Annotated in this window: 13 protein-coding genes; 9 read left to right on the top strand and 4 right to left on the bottom strand. The window is 65.7% G+C overall.

The window, feature by feature from the left end; all coding sequences use genetic code 11:
• Positions 1-23: 23 nt before the first annotated feature.
• Positions 24-407: a BlaI/MecI/CopY family transcriptional regulator gene (locus tag G6N59_RS29525; RefSeq protein ID WP_061005443.1), complete on the bottom strand. Its 384-nt coding sequence runs from the start codon at positions 405-407 to the stop codon at positions 24-26.
• 264 nt (positions 408-671) lie between these two features.
• Between G6N59_RS29525 and G6N59_RS31990 the strand changes: the two genes are divergently transcribed.
• Positions 672-1,004, top strand: a complete 333-nt coding sequence (locus tag G6N59_RS31990; protein WP_163912234.1) for an Imm61 family immunity protein — start codon at positions 672-674, stop codon at positions 1,002-1,004.
• 90 nt (positions 1,005-1,094) lie between these two features.
• On the opposite strand, the gene G6N59_RS29535 is transcribed toward G6N59_RS31990, so the two are convergent.
• Both G6N59_RS29535 and mobF read right to left on the bottom strand, forming a co-directional pair.
• Positions 1,095-1,322, bottom strand: coding sequence for a hypothetical protein (locus tag G6N59_RS29535; protein WP_138230756.1), 228 nt, complete (start codon positions 1,320-1,322; stop codon positions 1,095-1,097).
• A 330-nt stretch (positions 1,323-1,652) separates the two neighbouring features.
• A complete protein-coding gene (gene mobF, locus G6N59_RS29540) occupies positions 1,653-7,475 on the bottom strand; it encodes a MobF family relaxase (RefSeq protein ID WP_138230757.1) in 5,823 nt (1,940 codons plus the stop codon).
• Between the two features lie 308 nt (positions 7,476-7,783).
• Here mobF and G6N59_RS29545 point away from each other — a divergent pair, with 308 nt between their 5' ends.
• Positions 7,784-8,296, top strand: coding sequence for a hypothetical protein (locus tag G6N59_RS29545; RefSeq protein ID WP_138230758.1), 513 nt, complete (start codon positions 7,784-7,786; stop codon positions 8,294-8,296).
• A gap of 255 nt (positions 8,297-8,551) precedes the next feature.
• Positions 8,552-9,061: a hypothetical protein gene (locus G6N59_RS29550; protein WP_179970401.1), complete on the top strand. Its 510-nt coding sequence runs from the start codon at positions 8,552-8,554 to the stop codon at positions 9,059-9,061.
• A 59-nt stretch (positions 9,062-9,120) separates the two neighbouring features.
• Here the strand turns inward: G6N59_RS29550 and G6N59_RS29555 are convergent, their stop codons facing one another.
• The gene (locus tag G6N59_RS29555; protein ID WP_234884247.1) at positions 9,121-9,744 is read right to left on the bottom strand and encodes a phosphoadenosine phosphosulfate reductase domain-containing protein; all 624 of its coding nucleotides are present in this window, start codon (positions 9,742-9,744) and stop codon (positions 9,121-9,123) included.
• A 110-nt stretch (positions 9,745-9,854) separates the two neighbouring features.
• On the opposite strand from G6N59_RS29555, the gene G6N59_RS29560 reads away from it, so the two are divergent.
• The 6 genes from G6N59_RS29560 to G6N59_RS31395 all read left to right on the top strand — a co-directional run bounded on the left by G6N59_RS29560 (position 9,855) and on the right by G6N59_RS31395 (position 16,242).
• On the top strand, positions 9,855-10,859 hold the full coding sequence (locus G6N59_RS29560) for a hypothetical protein (protein WP_138230760.1): 1,005 nt from the start codon (positions 9,855-9,857) through the stop codon (positions 10,857-10,859).
• Positions 10,860-10,994: 135 nt separating this feature from the next.
• Complete coding sequence (locus G6N59_RS29565; RefSeq protein ID WP_138230761.1) at positions 10,995-11,306, top strand: hypothetical protein; 312 nt, start codon at positions 10,995-10,997, stop codon at positions 11,304-11,306.
• Between the two features lie 247 nt (positions 11,307-11,553).
• The gene (locus tag G6N59_RS29570; protein ID WP_011894084.1) at positions 11,554-12,294 is read left to right on the top strand and encodes a TnsA-like heteromeric transposase endonuclease subunit; all 741 of its coding nucleotides are present in this window, start codon (positions 11,554-11,556) and stop codon (positions 12,292-12,294) included.
• A gap of 123 nt (positions 12,295-12,417) precedes the next feature.
• Positions 12,418-14,382: a TnsB C-terminal domain-containing protein gene (locus G6N59_RS29575; RefSeq protein WP_005148662.1), complete on the top strand. Its 1,965-nt coding sequence runs from the start codon at positions 12,418-12,420 to the stop codon at positions 14,380-14,382.
• Positions 14,370-15,398 (top strand): TniB family NTP-binding protein, encoded by a 1,029-nt coding sequence (locus tag G6N59_RS29580; RefSeq protein WP_005148661.1) that lies wholly within the window; start codon positions 14,370-14,372, stop codon positions 15,396-15,398. The genes G6N59_RS29575 and G6N59_RS29580 overlap by 13 nt, the downstream gene beginning before the upstream one ends.
• A gap of 298 nt (positions 15,399-15,696) precedes the next feature.
• The gene (locus G6N59_RS31395) at positions 15,697-16,242 is read left to right on the top strand and encodes a hypothetical protein (RefSeq protein ID WP_226522004.1); all 546 of its coding nucleotides are present in this window, start codon (positions 15,697-15,699) and stop codon (positions 16,240-16,242) included.
• The last annotated feature ends 124 nt before the right edge of the window (positions 16,243-16,366 follow it).

The following is a 16,366-nucleotide window of genomic DNA, read 5'->3' on the forward strand; positions in this document are numbered from 1 at the left end:
CCCGAGCAGACACACCACCGTGCTCACTGCGTGGCCGCCCGATTGGCCAGACGCCGCAATGCCGCGCGTAGTCCTGCAGATTCCTCAGGACTCATCTGTTCCACGAAATGCGTGAGCACCAATTCGCTGCTACCGCCGCCGTCGAGCGCGTTGTGCATCATGCGCGCCGTGTACTCCTCACGCGTAAGCGCCACCCAATAGTCATAGGCCTTGCCCTGACGCTTACGGGTCAGCCAGCCCTTAGTGTGCAGGTTGTCCATCGTCGACATGACCGTCGTGTAGGCGATGTCCCGCTCGCTGGCCAGCTCGTCGAACACCTCACGCACCGTCGTTGGCGCGCCCGGGTCCCGATTCCACATACGGTCCATGATGACCGCCTCAAGTTCACCGAATCCTCGCACCCGCACGCTCGCCCCTCATCTCCGCTCGCGGTGTCAGCGATCAGCGTTGCACCTCAGCCTGTTTCCGCTGCCACTATCTACGTACCTAGATAGTAATCGTACCCGTGTGCGGACAGTACGCCTGGGACTTGCACTTGAGCGGCGGCATTGAACACTGTCTGGCGTTCGTCGATATCGTGACCAGCTCGGTGGCCCACCCGGGACCCGAATAGCTGTTGCACCGCTCGATGATCACTGTTGGTACGACAAAGTCGTCGTTCTCTGCGCTCATTGGGACGCACTGCAACAATCCAAACTGGCGATAGAATACTCAGAGACGGGATACGCGAAGACCTCGACCTCGACTACCTGGACTTGCCGTGGACGGCCGAACTCGTTGCCCCGGGCTTCACACTGGGTCCCTTCGCGCGGGGGTATCGCACCCTCAGCCGCACCAACGGCCGGCCCGTCGCCGCTGCTCGCGACGAAACCTTGAGTCTGGTGAAGCTGGTGCCGTTGTCCCACTTCATTCTGGTCGAGGACCTCGAGGCACTGAAACGGGCTTTCCTTAGCTCGACGGGGGCGCCCCTGCTAACAGCTGATGGGCGTTATCGAGCGCTCTGATGCCTAACTCTGACTGGGGCGAAGGCACGGAGGGGTGTGCATATGGAAAATGGTGTCCTGCAACGCTATCGGACTGAAATGCGCGAGCGATCAGGTTGATGCGCTCCGACGCTTGACAGCGGCAATGAACTGACGCTCTACCTGCAGGACGCGGCCGAACAGATAGCGTGCTTTGAATCCTGGGTATATGGGCTGCTTTTCGAGTGCGTCGAGTTGCGCCGTTAGGTTGACATAGTCGGCCGCGGCGAGTTTGTCGCCGAGCGCCTGAAGGTTGCACCGGGCGTAGTTGATCCGGCTGTGTATGCGATTGGCGTCCATGGCTCGGGACGGTATTGCTGTCGAGAAATCACCGCAACTCACCTTTGAAACGGCCGACGATACATCTTGGCGCTTGGCGTTAGGCTGCTCGCGAGTGCGAATTTCGCCTAGGAAACCTACGTTTTCGCTCGGTGGCTCGCGACCATCGGATACTGGGTTTCTTTCAGGAATGCCCGTACTATTTGGAAGCACACAGACCGGTACAACGCCTTGCGTGACCCGGTTAAAGACGTTGAAGAGCCCGGTATTCGACCCCTGCGGTCGACCCGGGTTCTTTGCTTTCTGCCAGCAGTGGGCTACTAGCGCCGGTGGCAGTAGCTGGCTTCGCCGCTAGTCGTCGGTGAGGTCGACGGTGTTGGCTTGGGTGCGCTGCAGACCTTGATTATGGCTGCGTGTGCGCAGCCAGTTGGCGTCCTGGTGGCGCCGGTAGGCGGCCAGATTCTCGGCGCGAACCCGGTCGGCGTGCTCGAGCGCGTCGCGCAGCTGGTCGGTGAGGACGTCGGGGGTGACGCGGCGCAGCTGGGCCACGACGGGATCGAGGTCGGGTGCGCCGGCGTGGCTGGTGGCCACCGACGGGGCCGTGGTCAGGGCGCGGTTCCACGGCAACTCAGCCGAGAGCAGTTTCATCATGCGGTCCGCCGGTTCGGGCGGCCACGTGCCGGAGCTCGTGTCGATGAGGATCAGACCGGCATTGGCTTGTGCCGCGTGTTCGGCGAGGTCGGCGATCTGCTCTGGTTGGGCGGCCTGCGCGTGGTCGACGATGATGAGGCCACCGGCGGGCATTGCACTGGCGCTGTCACTGGTGAATTCGGCGTGGGCCGCGTCGATGGTGGTGGCGCCGTCGGCGAGGTTGTCGCGCTGGGCGGCGGCGGCTTGTTCCTCGGTCGGGCCGCACCACAACACTTTTCGGCCAGCATCGGTCGCGGCGCTGTGCAGGATGTGCAGCGCGGTCGTGCGTTCGGTGTCGGGGTGCGCGTGCACGACGCTCACCGTGAACGGTAGTTCGGCGATGCTGCGCAGCGCCGCGGCGGTGTTGTCCGTCAGGCCGGCGGTCGCGGTGGGGGCGATGCGCAGCGCCCGGGCGCTTTGATGTTGTCCGGCGACGTCGAGCACGCGTAGTTCTGTGTCCAGGTCATCGATTTGGGCGGCGACATGCTCGGCGGTGCGGGTTTCGGCGTCGGCGAAGGCGGCTGCGACGGTGCGTTCAGCGGCGTCAAGGTGCTTGCGTACCAGCTGGTTGTCGTAGCGGGCCTGGTCGACCATTTCGAGATCACGCGCATGAAGTTCGGCGAGGAAGTTGTCGATGTCGTGGTTGCTGATGATGTTCTGCGCGCCGCCGGCAGCTTCGGCGCGGGCGGCGTGCGCGGCGGCCAGTTGGGGCTGGTATCGCTCGGCGGGGGTGGTGCCCAAGCGCATCGCCGCGAGCTCGACCATGCCGCGCGCGGAGGTGATGTCGAGTTCGTCGGCGTCGGGGTCGGCGTGCAGGGCAGCGAGCTGGTCACGGGTCCAGGCGTGGAACGTGAGGGCTTCGTCGTAGTCGTGGTCGGCGTCGGCCCATGCTGCGATGACTTCGTGGACGGCCATCAGGTAGGGGCGGTCCGCGTCGGCGCGTTCGCGCATGGCGCTGATCTGCTCGGCGGCGGCGCGCATCGCCGGGCCGTTGAAGATCGCGACGTCGCGTTCGAGAGCGGCCAAATGAGCTGTGGTGGCGGCGTATTGGTCGCGCAGCAGATAGACGTTGGACACCGCGACGGGCACGGCCGGGACTGCCGGTCGGGTGCGCGATAGGTCGTTGAAGTCGATGACCGAGGCATCGTTGGCGGGGTGGTCTGCTTGGTCAGGCCAGGGCTCGACGTCGTGGTAGGGGTGCGGTTCTGCGGACATGTCGATCCATGGGGCCTCGGGGTCGTGGGGGAGAAGTTCCTCTTCTTCGAGGGACAGCGGCGGGTGCTCGGGCAGGTCGGCGCTAGCTTGGTGCGGGGTGCACAGCAGGTCCACGGTGTAGGTGATCAGCCGGGCGTAGTGGTACGTCGGGATGGTTCGGTCGGGGTCGGCGTCGGCGAGCTGTTCGGCGGCGACGTGCAGCAGATCTGTGGCGGTCCAGCGGCGGGGATCGGCGGCAGCAATGGCGGCAACCAATGCCGGCCAGGCTTCGTCGGCTGTGATCGCCTGTGCGGCAGCGGAACCGAAGCTGTTGTGCAGCTCGCGTGTCCAGGGCGGGCGCAGGTGAGCGTGGGTGGTGTCCAGGGTGGCGATGGGGGAAAGTTCCCCGTCGAGCCGGTACCACAGCGCCGCGGCGGGCAGTTCGTCGGGCAGGGGGCCGGCTTCGGCCGCCGTGGTGATCAGCGTGGCCAGGTCGGGGCGGCTGGGGGCGACTTGGGCCAGGCGTACGGCCAGTTGCGGCCAGTAGGCGTCGGTGCGGATGCGCGGGTCGATGTGGTCGATGAGCCGTTCCCAGCGGCGCGTGTCGGGGTTGTGTTGCGCGATCGCTTCGACAGCGTGCTTTTCCAGCAGCAGTTGAATCTTGCGGGGCCGCGCCGCGTATTGGGGTGCGCCGAGCAGTCGGGTGTCTTCGGTTTCGACGTTGTGTGCGGCGCGGAACACCGCGATTTCGGCGGCCAGTTGAGGGTTGGCGGACAGGATCGGTTTGGACCAGGCGGGCGCGGTCGAGGGTGTCCAGCTGGCCACTTGGGCGCGAATGTCGTTCGCCAGTTCGGTGATCAGGGCGTCACGGTTGGCTAGGTAGGGGCCCCACTGGTTGATCGCGGCCATCTGCTCGGGAATGGAGGGCAGCCACCGCAGCGGCCCGATGCCCAAGGAGTGCTCACCGGCGGTGTCCAGGCGCCAGTCCAGGACCGCAGCCATGTCGGCGGCGGTGCCCAGTTCGCGGCGGCCGGCGGCCTCCTGCAAGGCCGCGACGGCGTCGCGGCCCTTGACCGCGACGGTGGCCAGGTGCTTGCGCAACGTGGGCCAGGCGGGCATGCCGGTCAGTCCGGCGTGGAGCTCGTCGGCGGCGGCGTCGATCGCGGCCATCGTGTCGGCGCCGGCGAGGTTTTCGGCGAAGGTGCCGAGCGCGTCGTCGTACATTTCGGCTGCTGGGCCAAGTCGTTTGAACGGATCGAGGGCGTCGCGTGCGGCCGTGGTGGCCGAGATTTGGGCGCCGTCGCGGGCGAGTGCTTTGGACAGCACGTCCACGGCGGTCTCGGGGTGCGTGGCCTTGGGGGCGAGCACCCGGTGCGGGTCGGACTCGGCGGTGGACAGGTAAATGTGGTTCTCGACGCGGCCGCGGGTCATGGCCACGTACAGCAACTGACGGAACAGCGACCCCGCCCCGACAACGTGGCAGGCGTGCCCGGCAGTGAGGCCTTGGGCGGAGTCGATGGTGGACGCATAGCCCAGGGTGACTTGCGTTTTGACGTATTTTGCGGGCAGATGCACCATCCGGCCGGTGCCCAGATGCTTGGCGTCGATGGCGCCGTCTTCGTGGGTTTCGATGATCTGGAAGCGGTAGCCGTTGCGCACGAAGTCGGTGCGGCTCAACCGCAGATGCCGCGCGTTCTTGCGGGTCCGGATGATGTCACCGGGGGAGGCGTGCAGCAGGTCCGCGAGCACGATTTCGTGCCCGTGCAGCGTGCCGGGCTCGGCGGCGGCGAGCCGATCCCGGCGGGCCCGCTCGTTGAGCGCATCGACGATGTCGTTGGTCGGGGCGAGCAGAACACTGTCGCGGCCGGCGTCCAGATCGGCGGCCCACGAGCGGTATGCCATGTCCGCGGCGGTCTCTTCGGCGCCGACGTGGACGCGCCCGTTGTCGACGTAAAAGCCCAGTCCCATCGGGTCGCCGCGCCGAAGCGCCAGTGTCGCAGCGCCTTCGGCGGGCGAGACGAACCGCACCAATTCGGTGAGGGTCAGCGCGTCGGTCTCGGCCGCGATGTCGCGCAGGACACCGCCGGCCGACACCGACGCGAGCTGTGCGTCGTCGCCGACCAGGCGCACCGTCGCACCGCGCGCGATCGCGTGGGAAATGACCGCGTCCAGCGCGAGGGTGTCGGCTTTTCCGGCCTCGTCGATGATCAGCAGCGTCTCGGGGGTGATCTGATCGAACCATTCCGGCGCGGTCCACAACGTTCGTCCGGCGGCGAGGTCGGCGTACTTGGCGAGGGTGTCAGTGGGCGCGGACAAGTCGGTGGACAGCTCGATCGCGGCGGCGGCGGTGGGAGCCAGACCGATCACCTGACCACCGGAGGTACGCCAGGCGTGCGACAGGGCCGCCGTCGCCGTGGTCTTGCCGGTGCCGGCCGGGGCGAGCGCCAGCGCGAGACTTCGGCCGCTGGTGGCCATCTCTTCAACGAGGGCAACCTGCCCAGGATTGAGCGTTTTGCCACGCGCTGCCGAATCCGCCAGTGCCAGTTCAACATCGGCGTCGCTGATCGCCCGGCCGCTCTGCTGGTGCGCCGCGGCGATGATCCGCCGCTCCGCAGAGAGCACTTCGGCCGAGGTGAACATGGCCGCCCCGTGGCGGGTGTAGACGCTGGCACCGTCGCGGCGCCGCAACAGTTCGGGCTCGGACAGATCCCCGTCGCTGATCCGCGCATGCGCCACCGACAACGGCTCCGAGAGCGCGGCGTCACTGATCTTCTCGGCCAAGTCGGTATCGGCAGCGTGCCCGGTGGCCCGGATGATCCGCTGCGCCTCGGCGAGCACATGGTGGCGCTGCCAGGTCGCGCGGGCCGCCGACACGGTGGCGATGACCTCGCGTGCCCGGTCGCTGATCCACGCGTCGGTGGCAACCTCGACCTGCTGGGCCGGCGTGGACAACGTCGCGCCGAGCATGCGGGTAACGGCGCGCACATCGCCGAGAACCTCGACGGCCTGGGTGTACCAGGCTTGCCGCTGCTCGACCAGCGAGCGCGGCTCGTGCTTGGCTTCGCGGGTCTCCAACGTGGCCTGCTGATCGAGGGCGATCGACTCGGCCATCGTTGGCTCGCGGCCGTGTGCGGCGTGAAACTGCTTGGCCAGATCGGCCTTGCGGGCGGTGATCGCGGCGCGCCGCGAGGACATCGCGTCGTTGAGTTCGGCCGGGACGCCGACGATTTCGCGGACTGGGCGCTTGCCGCGACGGTTCGAGTTGACCTCGTTGAATCGGACCCCGACGCGGCGCACCATGTGCGCCTCTAGGCGGGTGTTGTAGAACTCCGAGGCCGCCACCCCGAACCGGTGCAGGGGCTGTCCGTCCAGCGCCAGCCAGCGCACCACGCCGTGCTGATCGACGGTGGCGACCTTGTTGGAGATGGCCACGTGCGTATGCAGATCAGGGTCGCCGGCGCGCGAATCGCGGTGCGTGAACGCCGCGCCGATGAAGCCGGTGGTGTCCAGTTGCGCGATGCCGTTGGTGCCCGAGCGCGTCAGCGCCGCCTGACCTTCGAGCCAAGCCAGGGACTCGGCAACCGCCGCATCGTGGGCGCCTTCGATCTCGCGCGCGGTATCCATCGGGGCGACCGCCCACAGCACCGAGACGGACTTCACCGGCGAAAATGTGAGGTCGTATCCGGCGACGGCGGTTGTGCGCGTACGGGTTTCGCGGGCGAGGAAGCCTGACAATTCGCGGTCGTCGGCGGGCGCGCGGCCGTATTGTTCGGCGAACTTTTCGCGCGCGATGGTGGTGCGAATCGTGGCGCGTACGGGCGCGGCGATCGGGGTGTCGCCGGGCAGTCCGGCTGCGTTGTTGTGTTCGCGGTAGGCCTTGGCCAGGGCGCGAAGAAATTCGTTGTCGTCGTCGCCGATGTAGAACTCGCGACCGAGTTTGGCCGCGTTTTGGGCCGCGCGGCCGTGCATGCCTCGTCCGGTGACGTACAGCGAAATCGCTTCTGCGTTGGGGTGGTAGCCCTCCCCGAACAGGGCCTCCATCTGTGCTTCGGTGACCTCTGAGCCGGCGTCAACCGTCCAGAGTTTGGTGAGGGTTTCGGTCGGTACCCAGCGGGCTCCGGTGTCGGTCAACGAGCCCAGCCCGGAGCCGACCCAGCGGCCGGGCGTTTCGCCTTTGGCGGTGTAGTAGTCCGACAGGCTGGTGCGGCCGCGTTCGGTGGCGTCGACAGCAGCGACCTGCCGGATCAGGTACTTGTACCCGTCTCCGGCGGTCAGCTTGTGCAAGGACATCACGGCCGTTGGTCTCCCATCAGGCCGGACGTTATGAACTGGGGCGCACCGGTTTCCATCAACACCCCGGTGGTTGTTACCAAAACGTGACCTTAATGCAAGAGGTGTGTCGTTTCTGGTGGGGCTGTGAGGTTCCTGGAAATGGAAACCGGTAATCGGTTTCTGTGGGTTGACTGTGAACGGGGCGGCGAGTTGGGATTCACGAAAAGGCGCGGGGACGACAACAACTGACGGACGGCGAAGTTGGTTGCGTTGCTGGAGATGGATTGCGCGGCGGTTCTAGGGTGCGGGACATGGAAGTTAAGTCGATGGCGCAAGCGCGCCGGAAAATCAAAGAAGCGCAAGCCCAGGCCAACGCCGAGCGGGTGAAGCGCGAACGCGACAACGTTGAAGATGCGGCCGTGGTGATGGTCGAGCTCGGAAAGGTCGGGGCGGTCGATACCTGGGAAGCGGAGCAGCTGCGCGAAGTGCGGGTCGAAGCTGAGCGGCGTCGGGATGAACGTCGCAGCGAGGCGGCGACGGCATTGCGACGGATGCAGGATCGGGGCGAAACACTCACCGCGATCAGCGAATTGGTGGGCGTGCCGGTCGCGGAACTGCGTGTGCTGACCAAGGTCGCCGCGTCAGGGGCGACCTTGGTCAGCGACGATGTGGGCGCGGGTTCCGACGGGGTCGGCGCGGCGCCGGACGCACTAGGTGGCGGCGCGGGCCAGGAGGTTGGCGGAGAGGCCGGCACGCGAGCTGGCGGCGCCAACGGCTCGGGCGCGGAAGCACTAGGTGAGGTCCTGGCGGGCGCGTCGACCGCTGGGCCTACGGCATGAATGGCCGGGCGCGGCACGCGACCGGCCATTCAACGACTGGTCGCTACGCAATCGACGTAGTGGATGGCCGCTTTCACAGGGGGCAGACGTCCGGCGGCCGCGACGTCATCGCTGAGCTGACCGGGCGCCGGCGGCTCGTGGACATCCAGTCACGATTGTCGTGTCCAGCGGGGGCGCTGCGACCAACGGTCGGGACCTGTGTCCAAATGTGTTGGGACAGTCCGGCTTGTCGGTGCCGATGCCTATTGTGCGGGAATGCGGGTTGCCATGGCTTCTGCCTTGTGGGTCGCTACGTTCATTCACCGGGCGGAGTGCGCGCGTTTCGACAGTTTCATCGTGCGGGGGCCGACGGAGGCTGACTGTGACATTTTCGCGGGCGCGATCGGCAAGGACGGCTATGGGCGGTTGTGCATCTACCGCGATGGTGTCGAATTGTGCGTGCGGCCCAACAGATACGCGTTGGCTCGCTCGCTGGGGCGTCCGCTGGAGGGCACCGTGCTGGCGCTGCACGAGTGCGATATCCCGCTGTGCGTGAAGATCAGCAGCCCGGGGAGTCTGCGCCAGCACGTGGTGGCAGGCAGTCAGCGCGACAACATGACCAGGATGGCTCGGATGCGGCGCGGCGGGGGTCGGGCGGTCGTGCCCAGTAATGGATTACAGGAGCGGCGGGAGCGCTCGGTGGCGCTGCGCGCTGCGGTGCGCCATGGATGGGACGCGGTCGCTGTTGAGGCAGCACTGTTGGGCACTGAGCTCAAACTGTGGTGATATCGCCAGCCCTGGCGGTCAATGACTCGATCCGCCGGACAGCAGCAGATACGACCGCTTCAGGCGATGTCGGCTAGGTCGAGGAGTGCGAGCTGGGGCTGTAGGCCGCGTGCCTCGGCGATGATGTCGGCCATCGACAGGTCGGCACGGAAGCGGTGACCGGCGGCTTCCTCGACCGCGGCGTACCGGTCGGCCAGGATCGGGTTGAGGCGCGCGGAGCACACCAGATCGGCGCGGGATGCGAGGACGCAGAATCGGCACGACAGGCGGGTCATGCCTGCGGCGTAGGCGGGGTGTGCCCGGGTGCCGGCGGCGGCGATGCGCTCCCAGACTTCGGTCACGGTGAGGTGGTGGATGGGGTACCACTCGTCGACGCGGCGGCGGCCATTGGATGCCGACGGGTTGGCCGTGTAGACGGCGCGTCGGGCGCGGGCGCTGCTTTCCTCGGCGCGCAACCCCATGACTTTGAGTAGGCGCACTGGGCGGCCGGTGACGCGGCCGCTGTCGCGCAGTTCGGCGACCAGCTTGGTCATCACGGTGCGGATCGGGCCGCGCTTGTGGTCGGAGGTGCACCACCGGCGCGCGGCGTCGGGCCACATGCCGCGCTGGGCGACGCGCTCAAGGATGGTCTCGGTGTGGCCGTCGGCCGCGGCGGCGGCGACGATGAGGGCAGTCAGGCGCAACCCATTTGGTCAGTGATCCATCTGATCCGGCAGCACTCAGCGAAGTTCGGGCCGGGTTTCAAGGTCTGGATCGACAAGTGACACCAGTCGTTTCGGGTGTCAATGCGCTCATGGCAGCAGCGATCGCGCTGATCGGCGTCGACGGAGTGATCGGTCTGGTCGACGCCCGACCGCCGCACCGGGCGGCTGCAGCGGCGATCGTCCTCGTGCAACTAGTGGCTGCTCTCACCGTTGCGGCACTACTGACCCGCAGAGCAGTCAGTCGTTCAACGGTCGCCCTGTCGGTGTACGCCTTGAGCCTGGTGGCGGTGTTTGGTTCCCGTGCCGCAGGTGGTCTCGTGGGCTGGGTTTCTCATCGGTGCAGCGGTGGCGGCGCGGCGTTCCCGGACGTGTTCAGCCGGCTTCTCGAAGGGTCGGCGGGGGCCTTCGTTCTGGCCGCCGTCCTGGCTGCCACATATCCTAGTGCCGCACGGCTGCAACCTTTTTGGCGGGAATCGGCGCTGCTTCGCCTGTCTGGGTGCGCCTTCCTGGCGATGCTGGCGACACAGGTGGCAGGTAACGCTTACGTCAAGAGTGGTTTCGGAGCTGAGCCGTGGTGTCACATCGCAACAATGCAGGCGCTCCCGCCGGGGCCGGCGATCATGGACTCCATCCTCGCGGGCTTCCAAGAGGAGTTTGCGTTCACTGGCGTGGCCTGGGCACTGTTTGCCCGCGCCCGAATGCGGACTCAATTGGGCGCTCTCGCAATCAATATCGTTGCGCGTCTGCTTCCGCACCTGTACTACGCGCAGATGGACAACGTCGGCCGGTGGGCGCTGTGGATTGCGATTTGGTCGGGCGGGATACTGGTCCTTGGCTTTGTCGTCATGCGGATTGACCTGCGCAAGAGAGCCAGTAACACGCCTATCCCAGCGATGGTGTGGGCGGCTATGACAGGAGTCGTTGTGGCGCACAGCTTCTGGGACCTGTGCGGTTCGGAAGCGGGGAGGCTGTTTGTCGTCTCCGCCATCGACGTGGCGGGCCTGGCCGCGATCGCGGTAACCATCGTTGTGATGCTCGTGCGGACTCTGAGATGGGTGGTTCGACGACGTCGGGCGAACAGCGCGGTCGAATGAGCCCAGGCGGCGGGCATGCCCTGGTGCGGGGTGCGAGCTGGCGGTGGTGCGCCGGAAAAAGTCGTCCGCGCAGCGCCCCGTAAGCGGCTAGCGTGATCCCTAAGGGACGAAACCGATTCTCCGAAGGGAACTGCCATGCCATACCTGGCCCAGCGGGATGCAACACAGCTGCTGCCCCAGATCGCTCCTCTCGGCGATCTGCTCGACCATTACCGGGACGCCACCGAGCAGTTCGCTGCGAGTATCTACGAGACCACCGCCGTGAGGGGAGCCACGCGCGATGCTCTCGTGCGCAACGCCGAGGAGATCGAGGGTGCCGGCGCGAGGATGCATGGTGCAGCATCCCGGCGTATCAATGGTCTTCGCGAGAGCCTTGAGTTGGGCGTCCGTGTCACAGCTGAGGGTGCCGCGCATATCCGTTCGGTGGAAATCCCGGCTATTCTCTGAGTGCGGCGGAGCCCGCCGGAGACCGTTATGTCAGGGCCTGCGCAATTCCGTCACAGTGACGAATATTTTGAAGCTGCCATAGGTACGCGAATGGCGGTCCAGGGTTCGCGCAGCACGCTGTGGTCCACGGGCGCGAACCTCCTGCCGTTGATGTCCGTTCTCATTGATTCTGGGGCATTCTCATTGAATCTGGGGTAAGTGCGTGTCTTTCTCATTGAATCTGGGGCACGAGGCTTAGCGTTTATGTGTGCTGACGTCGGCTGTTTCGGCTGGGCCAGGTGTAGCGAGTGCAGTGGACTTGGAGTTCAACACCCGCGAGGGATGCACGCGGCAATCGCTGGACCGATGTGCTGCAACCCGGTTTGAGTTGGACTGTTCACCAGTGCGGAATTTCCCCTCGTTTCGAGGTCAGCGTAACTTTCCCGGGCTGTGGTGGTTCGCCACAACCGGCGCACATGTAGGTCACGAGTCCTGGGTAGAACGTGACCAGTTGATGGCGTTGGATGCCGATCCGGATGTTGTTGGTGTTCTGTCGCAACCATTTTGGATTCATTGGCGTGACGGCACGCGGCATGCTCCTGACTACTTCGTGCGGCGCCGCGATGGATCTGTCGTCGTAGTCGACGTTCGTGAGGACGACCGGATCTCTGACGCTGATCGGGACGTGTTCGATCGGTCTGCCGCCACGTGCGCGATGGTCGGTTGGGATTACCTGCGTGTCGGTTCCCTCGATCCAGTGCTGCGGGCGAATCTACGTTGGTTGTCGGGTTATCGGCATCCGCGAGTATTGAAGATCGGTTTGGCTGATCAACTGGCGGAGGTCTTCGCTCGGGTCCGTCCGTTGATGGCTGGTGTGCACGCGGTCGGGACTCCTTTGGTGGTGCTGCCCGTACTGTTTCATCTGCTCTGGCACGGCCGTTTAGTTGCCGATCTGCAAGGAGCGGCACTTGGCGACGACACGGCGATTGGCCTCGGGACCGGGTGGTGACCTGACGTGCGAACGGGTGTCGTCCGAGAGGGAGACGAAATCCGTTTATCAGCAGGTGTTTTCACCGTCGTAACCCTGTCGGGCGGATCAGCTCGACTGGTTGACGCTGTCGGCGAGCAGATTGTGGTGCCGCTCTCGCAGCTGATGGTTGATCCGGCATTGGAATTGGTGTCGGGGTCGCGACCGCCACTGTGTTCTGAGGAAATGCTGGCTGGCATTCCCGAGGCAGCCGTCGAGCAAGCACGGTGGTGGGAGCGCCACATCGTGGAGATCCTCAGCGGCCGCCCGCCTGGGACGGCCGCGGGCATTCGTCCCCGCCCAGAGTTCGACACGGCGAAACGATCTCTGCGGCAGCGTGAGCTGGCCAAGTTGGACGAGCTGCGTGCCGCCGGCCACGACGTGAGTCGGAATGCGTTGCAGCGTCGCCGATTTGCCTACGAACGGGACGGGCTCCTGGGAGTGGTTGACGGGCGCCATAATCGGCGGCGCGCGGTATTCGGCCGTGTGGACGACCGTGTCGTCGCCGCGGTGCGGGATGCGATCGAGGGCGAGACCGACCTGTCAACGGGAACGGTGCAGCGTCTGCAACGGCGGGTCGCCAAGACGCTGGTGGCCACCTATGGTGCCGACGACGCGCCCGCGATGCCGTCGCAGCCCACCTTCTACCGGCTGGTCAAGCGCCTCGCGGAAGGACGGCACACGTTCGGGTCAGCACGGACGCGGCGATCGCTGTCCAAGCAGCCCGATGGCCCATTCGGGTCGATCACCGTGGTGCGCCCCGGCGAGATGGTGGAAATCGATTCAACCCTTCTGGATGTACGGGTAGTGCTCGATGACGGCATGGTAGACCGAGTCGAGCTGACTGCGATGGTCGACAACGCTACGCGGTCCATCCCGGCCGCGGTGCTGCGACCGACGACCAAAGCAGTGGACGCGTCACTGCTCTTGGCGCGGGCATTGACGCCCGAACCGATGCGCCCGGGATGGGCCGATGCGCTGCGGATGTCCCGGTCGGTACTTCCGCACCACAGCCTGACCAGTGTCGATCAGCGCCTGGCCGATGCTGCGGCCAGGCCGGTGATCGCTCCCGAGACGATCGTCTGCGATCACGGGAAAGCGTATCTGTCCCAAACATTTCGGCAAGCGTGCTGCACATTGGGGATCAATCTGCAGCCGGCTCATCCCGACTGCCCGACCGATAAGCCGAAGATCGAGCGGACATTGCAGTCGGTGGGCACCCTGTTCGCACAGTACGTGGCCGGTTACGTCGGTTCATCGGTGGAGCGGCGTGGGAAAAACGCCGAGGACGACGCGGTGTGGTCGATGATTGAGCTGCAGGCGCTGCTGGACGAGTGGATCATCGCGGTGTGGCAGAACCGCCCCCACGATGGCCTGCGGGATCCGGTGACGCCGGGGAAAGCGTTGTCTCCCAACGAGAAATACACTGCCCTCGTTGAGGTGGCTGGCTATGTACCGGTCCCACTGGACGCCGACGACTATATCGAATTGCTTCCCGTGCAGTGGCGCACAATCAACAGTTACGGGGTCCGGATCAACCATCGCACCTATGACGCCAAGGCGCTCAACCCATACCGGCGCCAGCATTCCGGGGTCGATGCCCGTAACGGACAGTGGGAAGTGCACTACGACCCGTATGACGTGTCGAGGATTTGGGTGCGCAATCACCACGAAGACGGATGGCTGGCCGCGACGTGGACGCACCTTCGGTCCTCGCCGGTGCCGTTCGGCGAGACACTGTGGCGCCACGCCCGCTCCGTAGCCGACCGCAGAGGGGCCCAGAAGACCCAGGAAGCGGAGATTGCGGCCATCGCGGAGGACTTGCTGGACCGCGCCGCCGCTGGGCCGCAGCAGCAGACGAAAGCCGAGCGCCGAGTGACTGGACGGACCAGCGCCGCGAGCGCCGGCCGGGACTGGCCGGACCCGACGGAATCATCCGAACATCATGGCCCGTCACCGTCGGAACGGGCCGCCGACAACGAGACTTTCGACGATGACGGCGAGATGGCGGAGGTCATACCCCTGCCGGTGTTTGATGCACGCAAGGAGGCCCAAACGTGGCGACTGTGACCGAGATTGCGGCGGTGGGTCAGTTAGAGGATCGCCGCCAGCCGACCACGACGCTGGAGGGCTGGCGGCGTTTTGTTGATGCCGATCCGCCGGAGTTCACGTTGCTCGCCGACGACGAGTGGGCCAGCCTCGGTGAGGACGAGCGGACGGCCTACAACGAGGCCCGGGTTGCGCATCATTCGGAGCTGGTGGTGGTCACCACGTCGGCGATCGAAGCGATCACCCATCAGGGCCGGCTGTTGACATTGCTCAACCAGCGCGAGATCGGGGCCCGGCGCGGGCTGATCATCTCCGGCGGGGCAGCGACGGGGAAAACTACGGCGATCAAGCAACTGGGTCGGTTTCACGAATTGCGCACCCGTGCACGGTTTCCCGGCGATGAGAGCCGGATTCCGGTGGTGTATGTGACGGCCCCGCCGAAAGGGTCGCCCCGCAAGTTGGCGATGGAGTTCGCACGGTTTCTGGGGCTTCCCACGCTCAATCAGCGGATGAACGTGACCGATATTTCCGATGCCGTGTGCCAGGTGCTCATCGATGCCCGTACCGACATCGTGGTGGTCGATGAAATCCACAACCTCAACCTCGACACCCGCGCCGGCGAAGAACTGTCCGACCACCTCAAATACTTCACCGAGCATCTGCCTGCGACATTCGTTTACGCCGGGATCGAAGTGGAACGCTCGGGGCTGTTCACCGGCACGCGGGGACGGCAGTTGGCCGGCCGTTGCGGGGTGATCCACACCAGCGCATTCCCCGACGCCAAGGAGTGGCGACAACTCGTCGCCGCCATGGAAGGTACCTTGCGTCTGCATCGACACGAACCGGGAAGCCTTGTCGCCCAGGCCCGTTACCTGCACCGCCGCACCGGCGGGATGATCGGCAGCCTGGCCCACTTGATCCGGGCTTCAGCAATCCAAGCGATGCTCGACGGCACCGAGCACATCACCCGCGAGGCCATGGACGATATTTTGATCGACTACGCCGCCCACACGGCCGCGGCCCGCACGGCCAGCTGACGTGGCAACTGTCAGGCCGTGGCCGCGCGGACCACGCCAGCGGCTCCCGCGAACGATCGCACCGTTCCGTTGGGAAGCCGTATCGTCCTACATCGACAGGCTGGCCCGCGCCAACCATATCGGCGTCTCCACACTGCGCGGCCATGTCGCCGAATCATGCGCAGCCCGGCCGCGACCGGACTGGTTGGCCGTCGTCAGCGGCCAACCTGAGCAGGTAATCCGGTCCCGTCTCTGCGGGCTTGCTGGCGACCCCACCGCGCTCAAGCAATATCTCCGCCGCCCTTTGTGTCAAAGATGTATGGCACGCAAGGGAATACACGAACCCGTCTACTGCTACCTGCCTGCACATGTCTCCGTATGCCACCGTCACCGACGCTGGATCGGTTCACCAACGCGCGTTCTTGACGACCAGGTGGATCTTCGTGACCGGCCCACGGTGCTCAGTGCCGGGCGCACGCATCGGCGCTTGGCCCGTCAGTATTCAGAGGTCGACCTTCATGACGCCTTGGGCGACGCCCGCCACATCCTGGTCTTCTGGGCTCACGCAGAGCGTCACGTGGCGGCGGGGATTCTGCAGAATGGCCTAGAAGCGCACGTGGTGGCCTACCCCGATGTGATCGCCGTAGCCGCAACATTGCTCACAGCTCGCCCTCGGGTTGAACAGCCCAGGACGCCAACGGAACCCGCCTGGCCGACGCTACTGCTCGACCGCATCAACGAACGCACCGGCGCCCACCATGCCGACGCCACCCCCGTCGAGCAATGGGCGCAGTACCGACGCCTATTCGCCACTGCCGTATTGACGACACGCTCAGACGGCGCAGAACTGGCGTGTCGCGCTTAGGGGTCGGCAGTCTTGAATGTGCCTTATCAGTAAGGCACTTGTGGTGTGCATCTGACTGTGTCCGACGGTTGTATCTATCGGCTTTCTAATCGTTAGGGACAGTGGTATCTGGCTGGGTGTATCG

This window comes from Mycolicibacterium aubagnense, assembly GCF_010730955.1.
Classification (GTDB): Bacteria; Actinomycetota; Actinomycetes; order Mycobacteriales; family Mycobacteriaceae; genus Mycobacterium; species Mycobacterium aubagnense.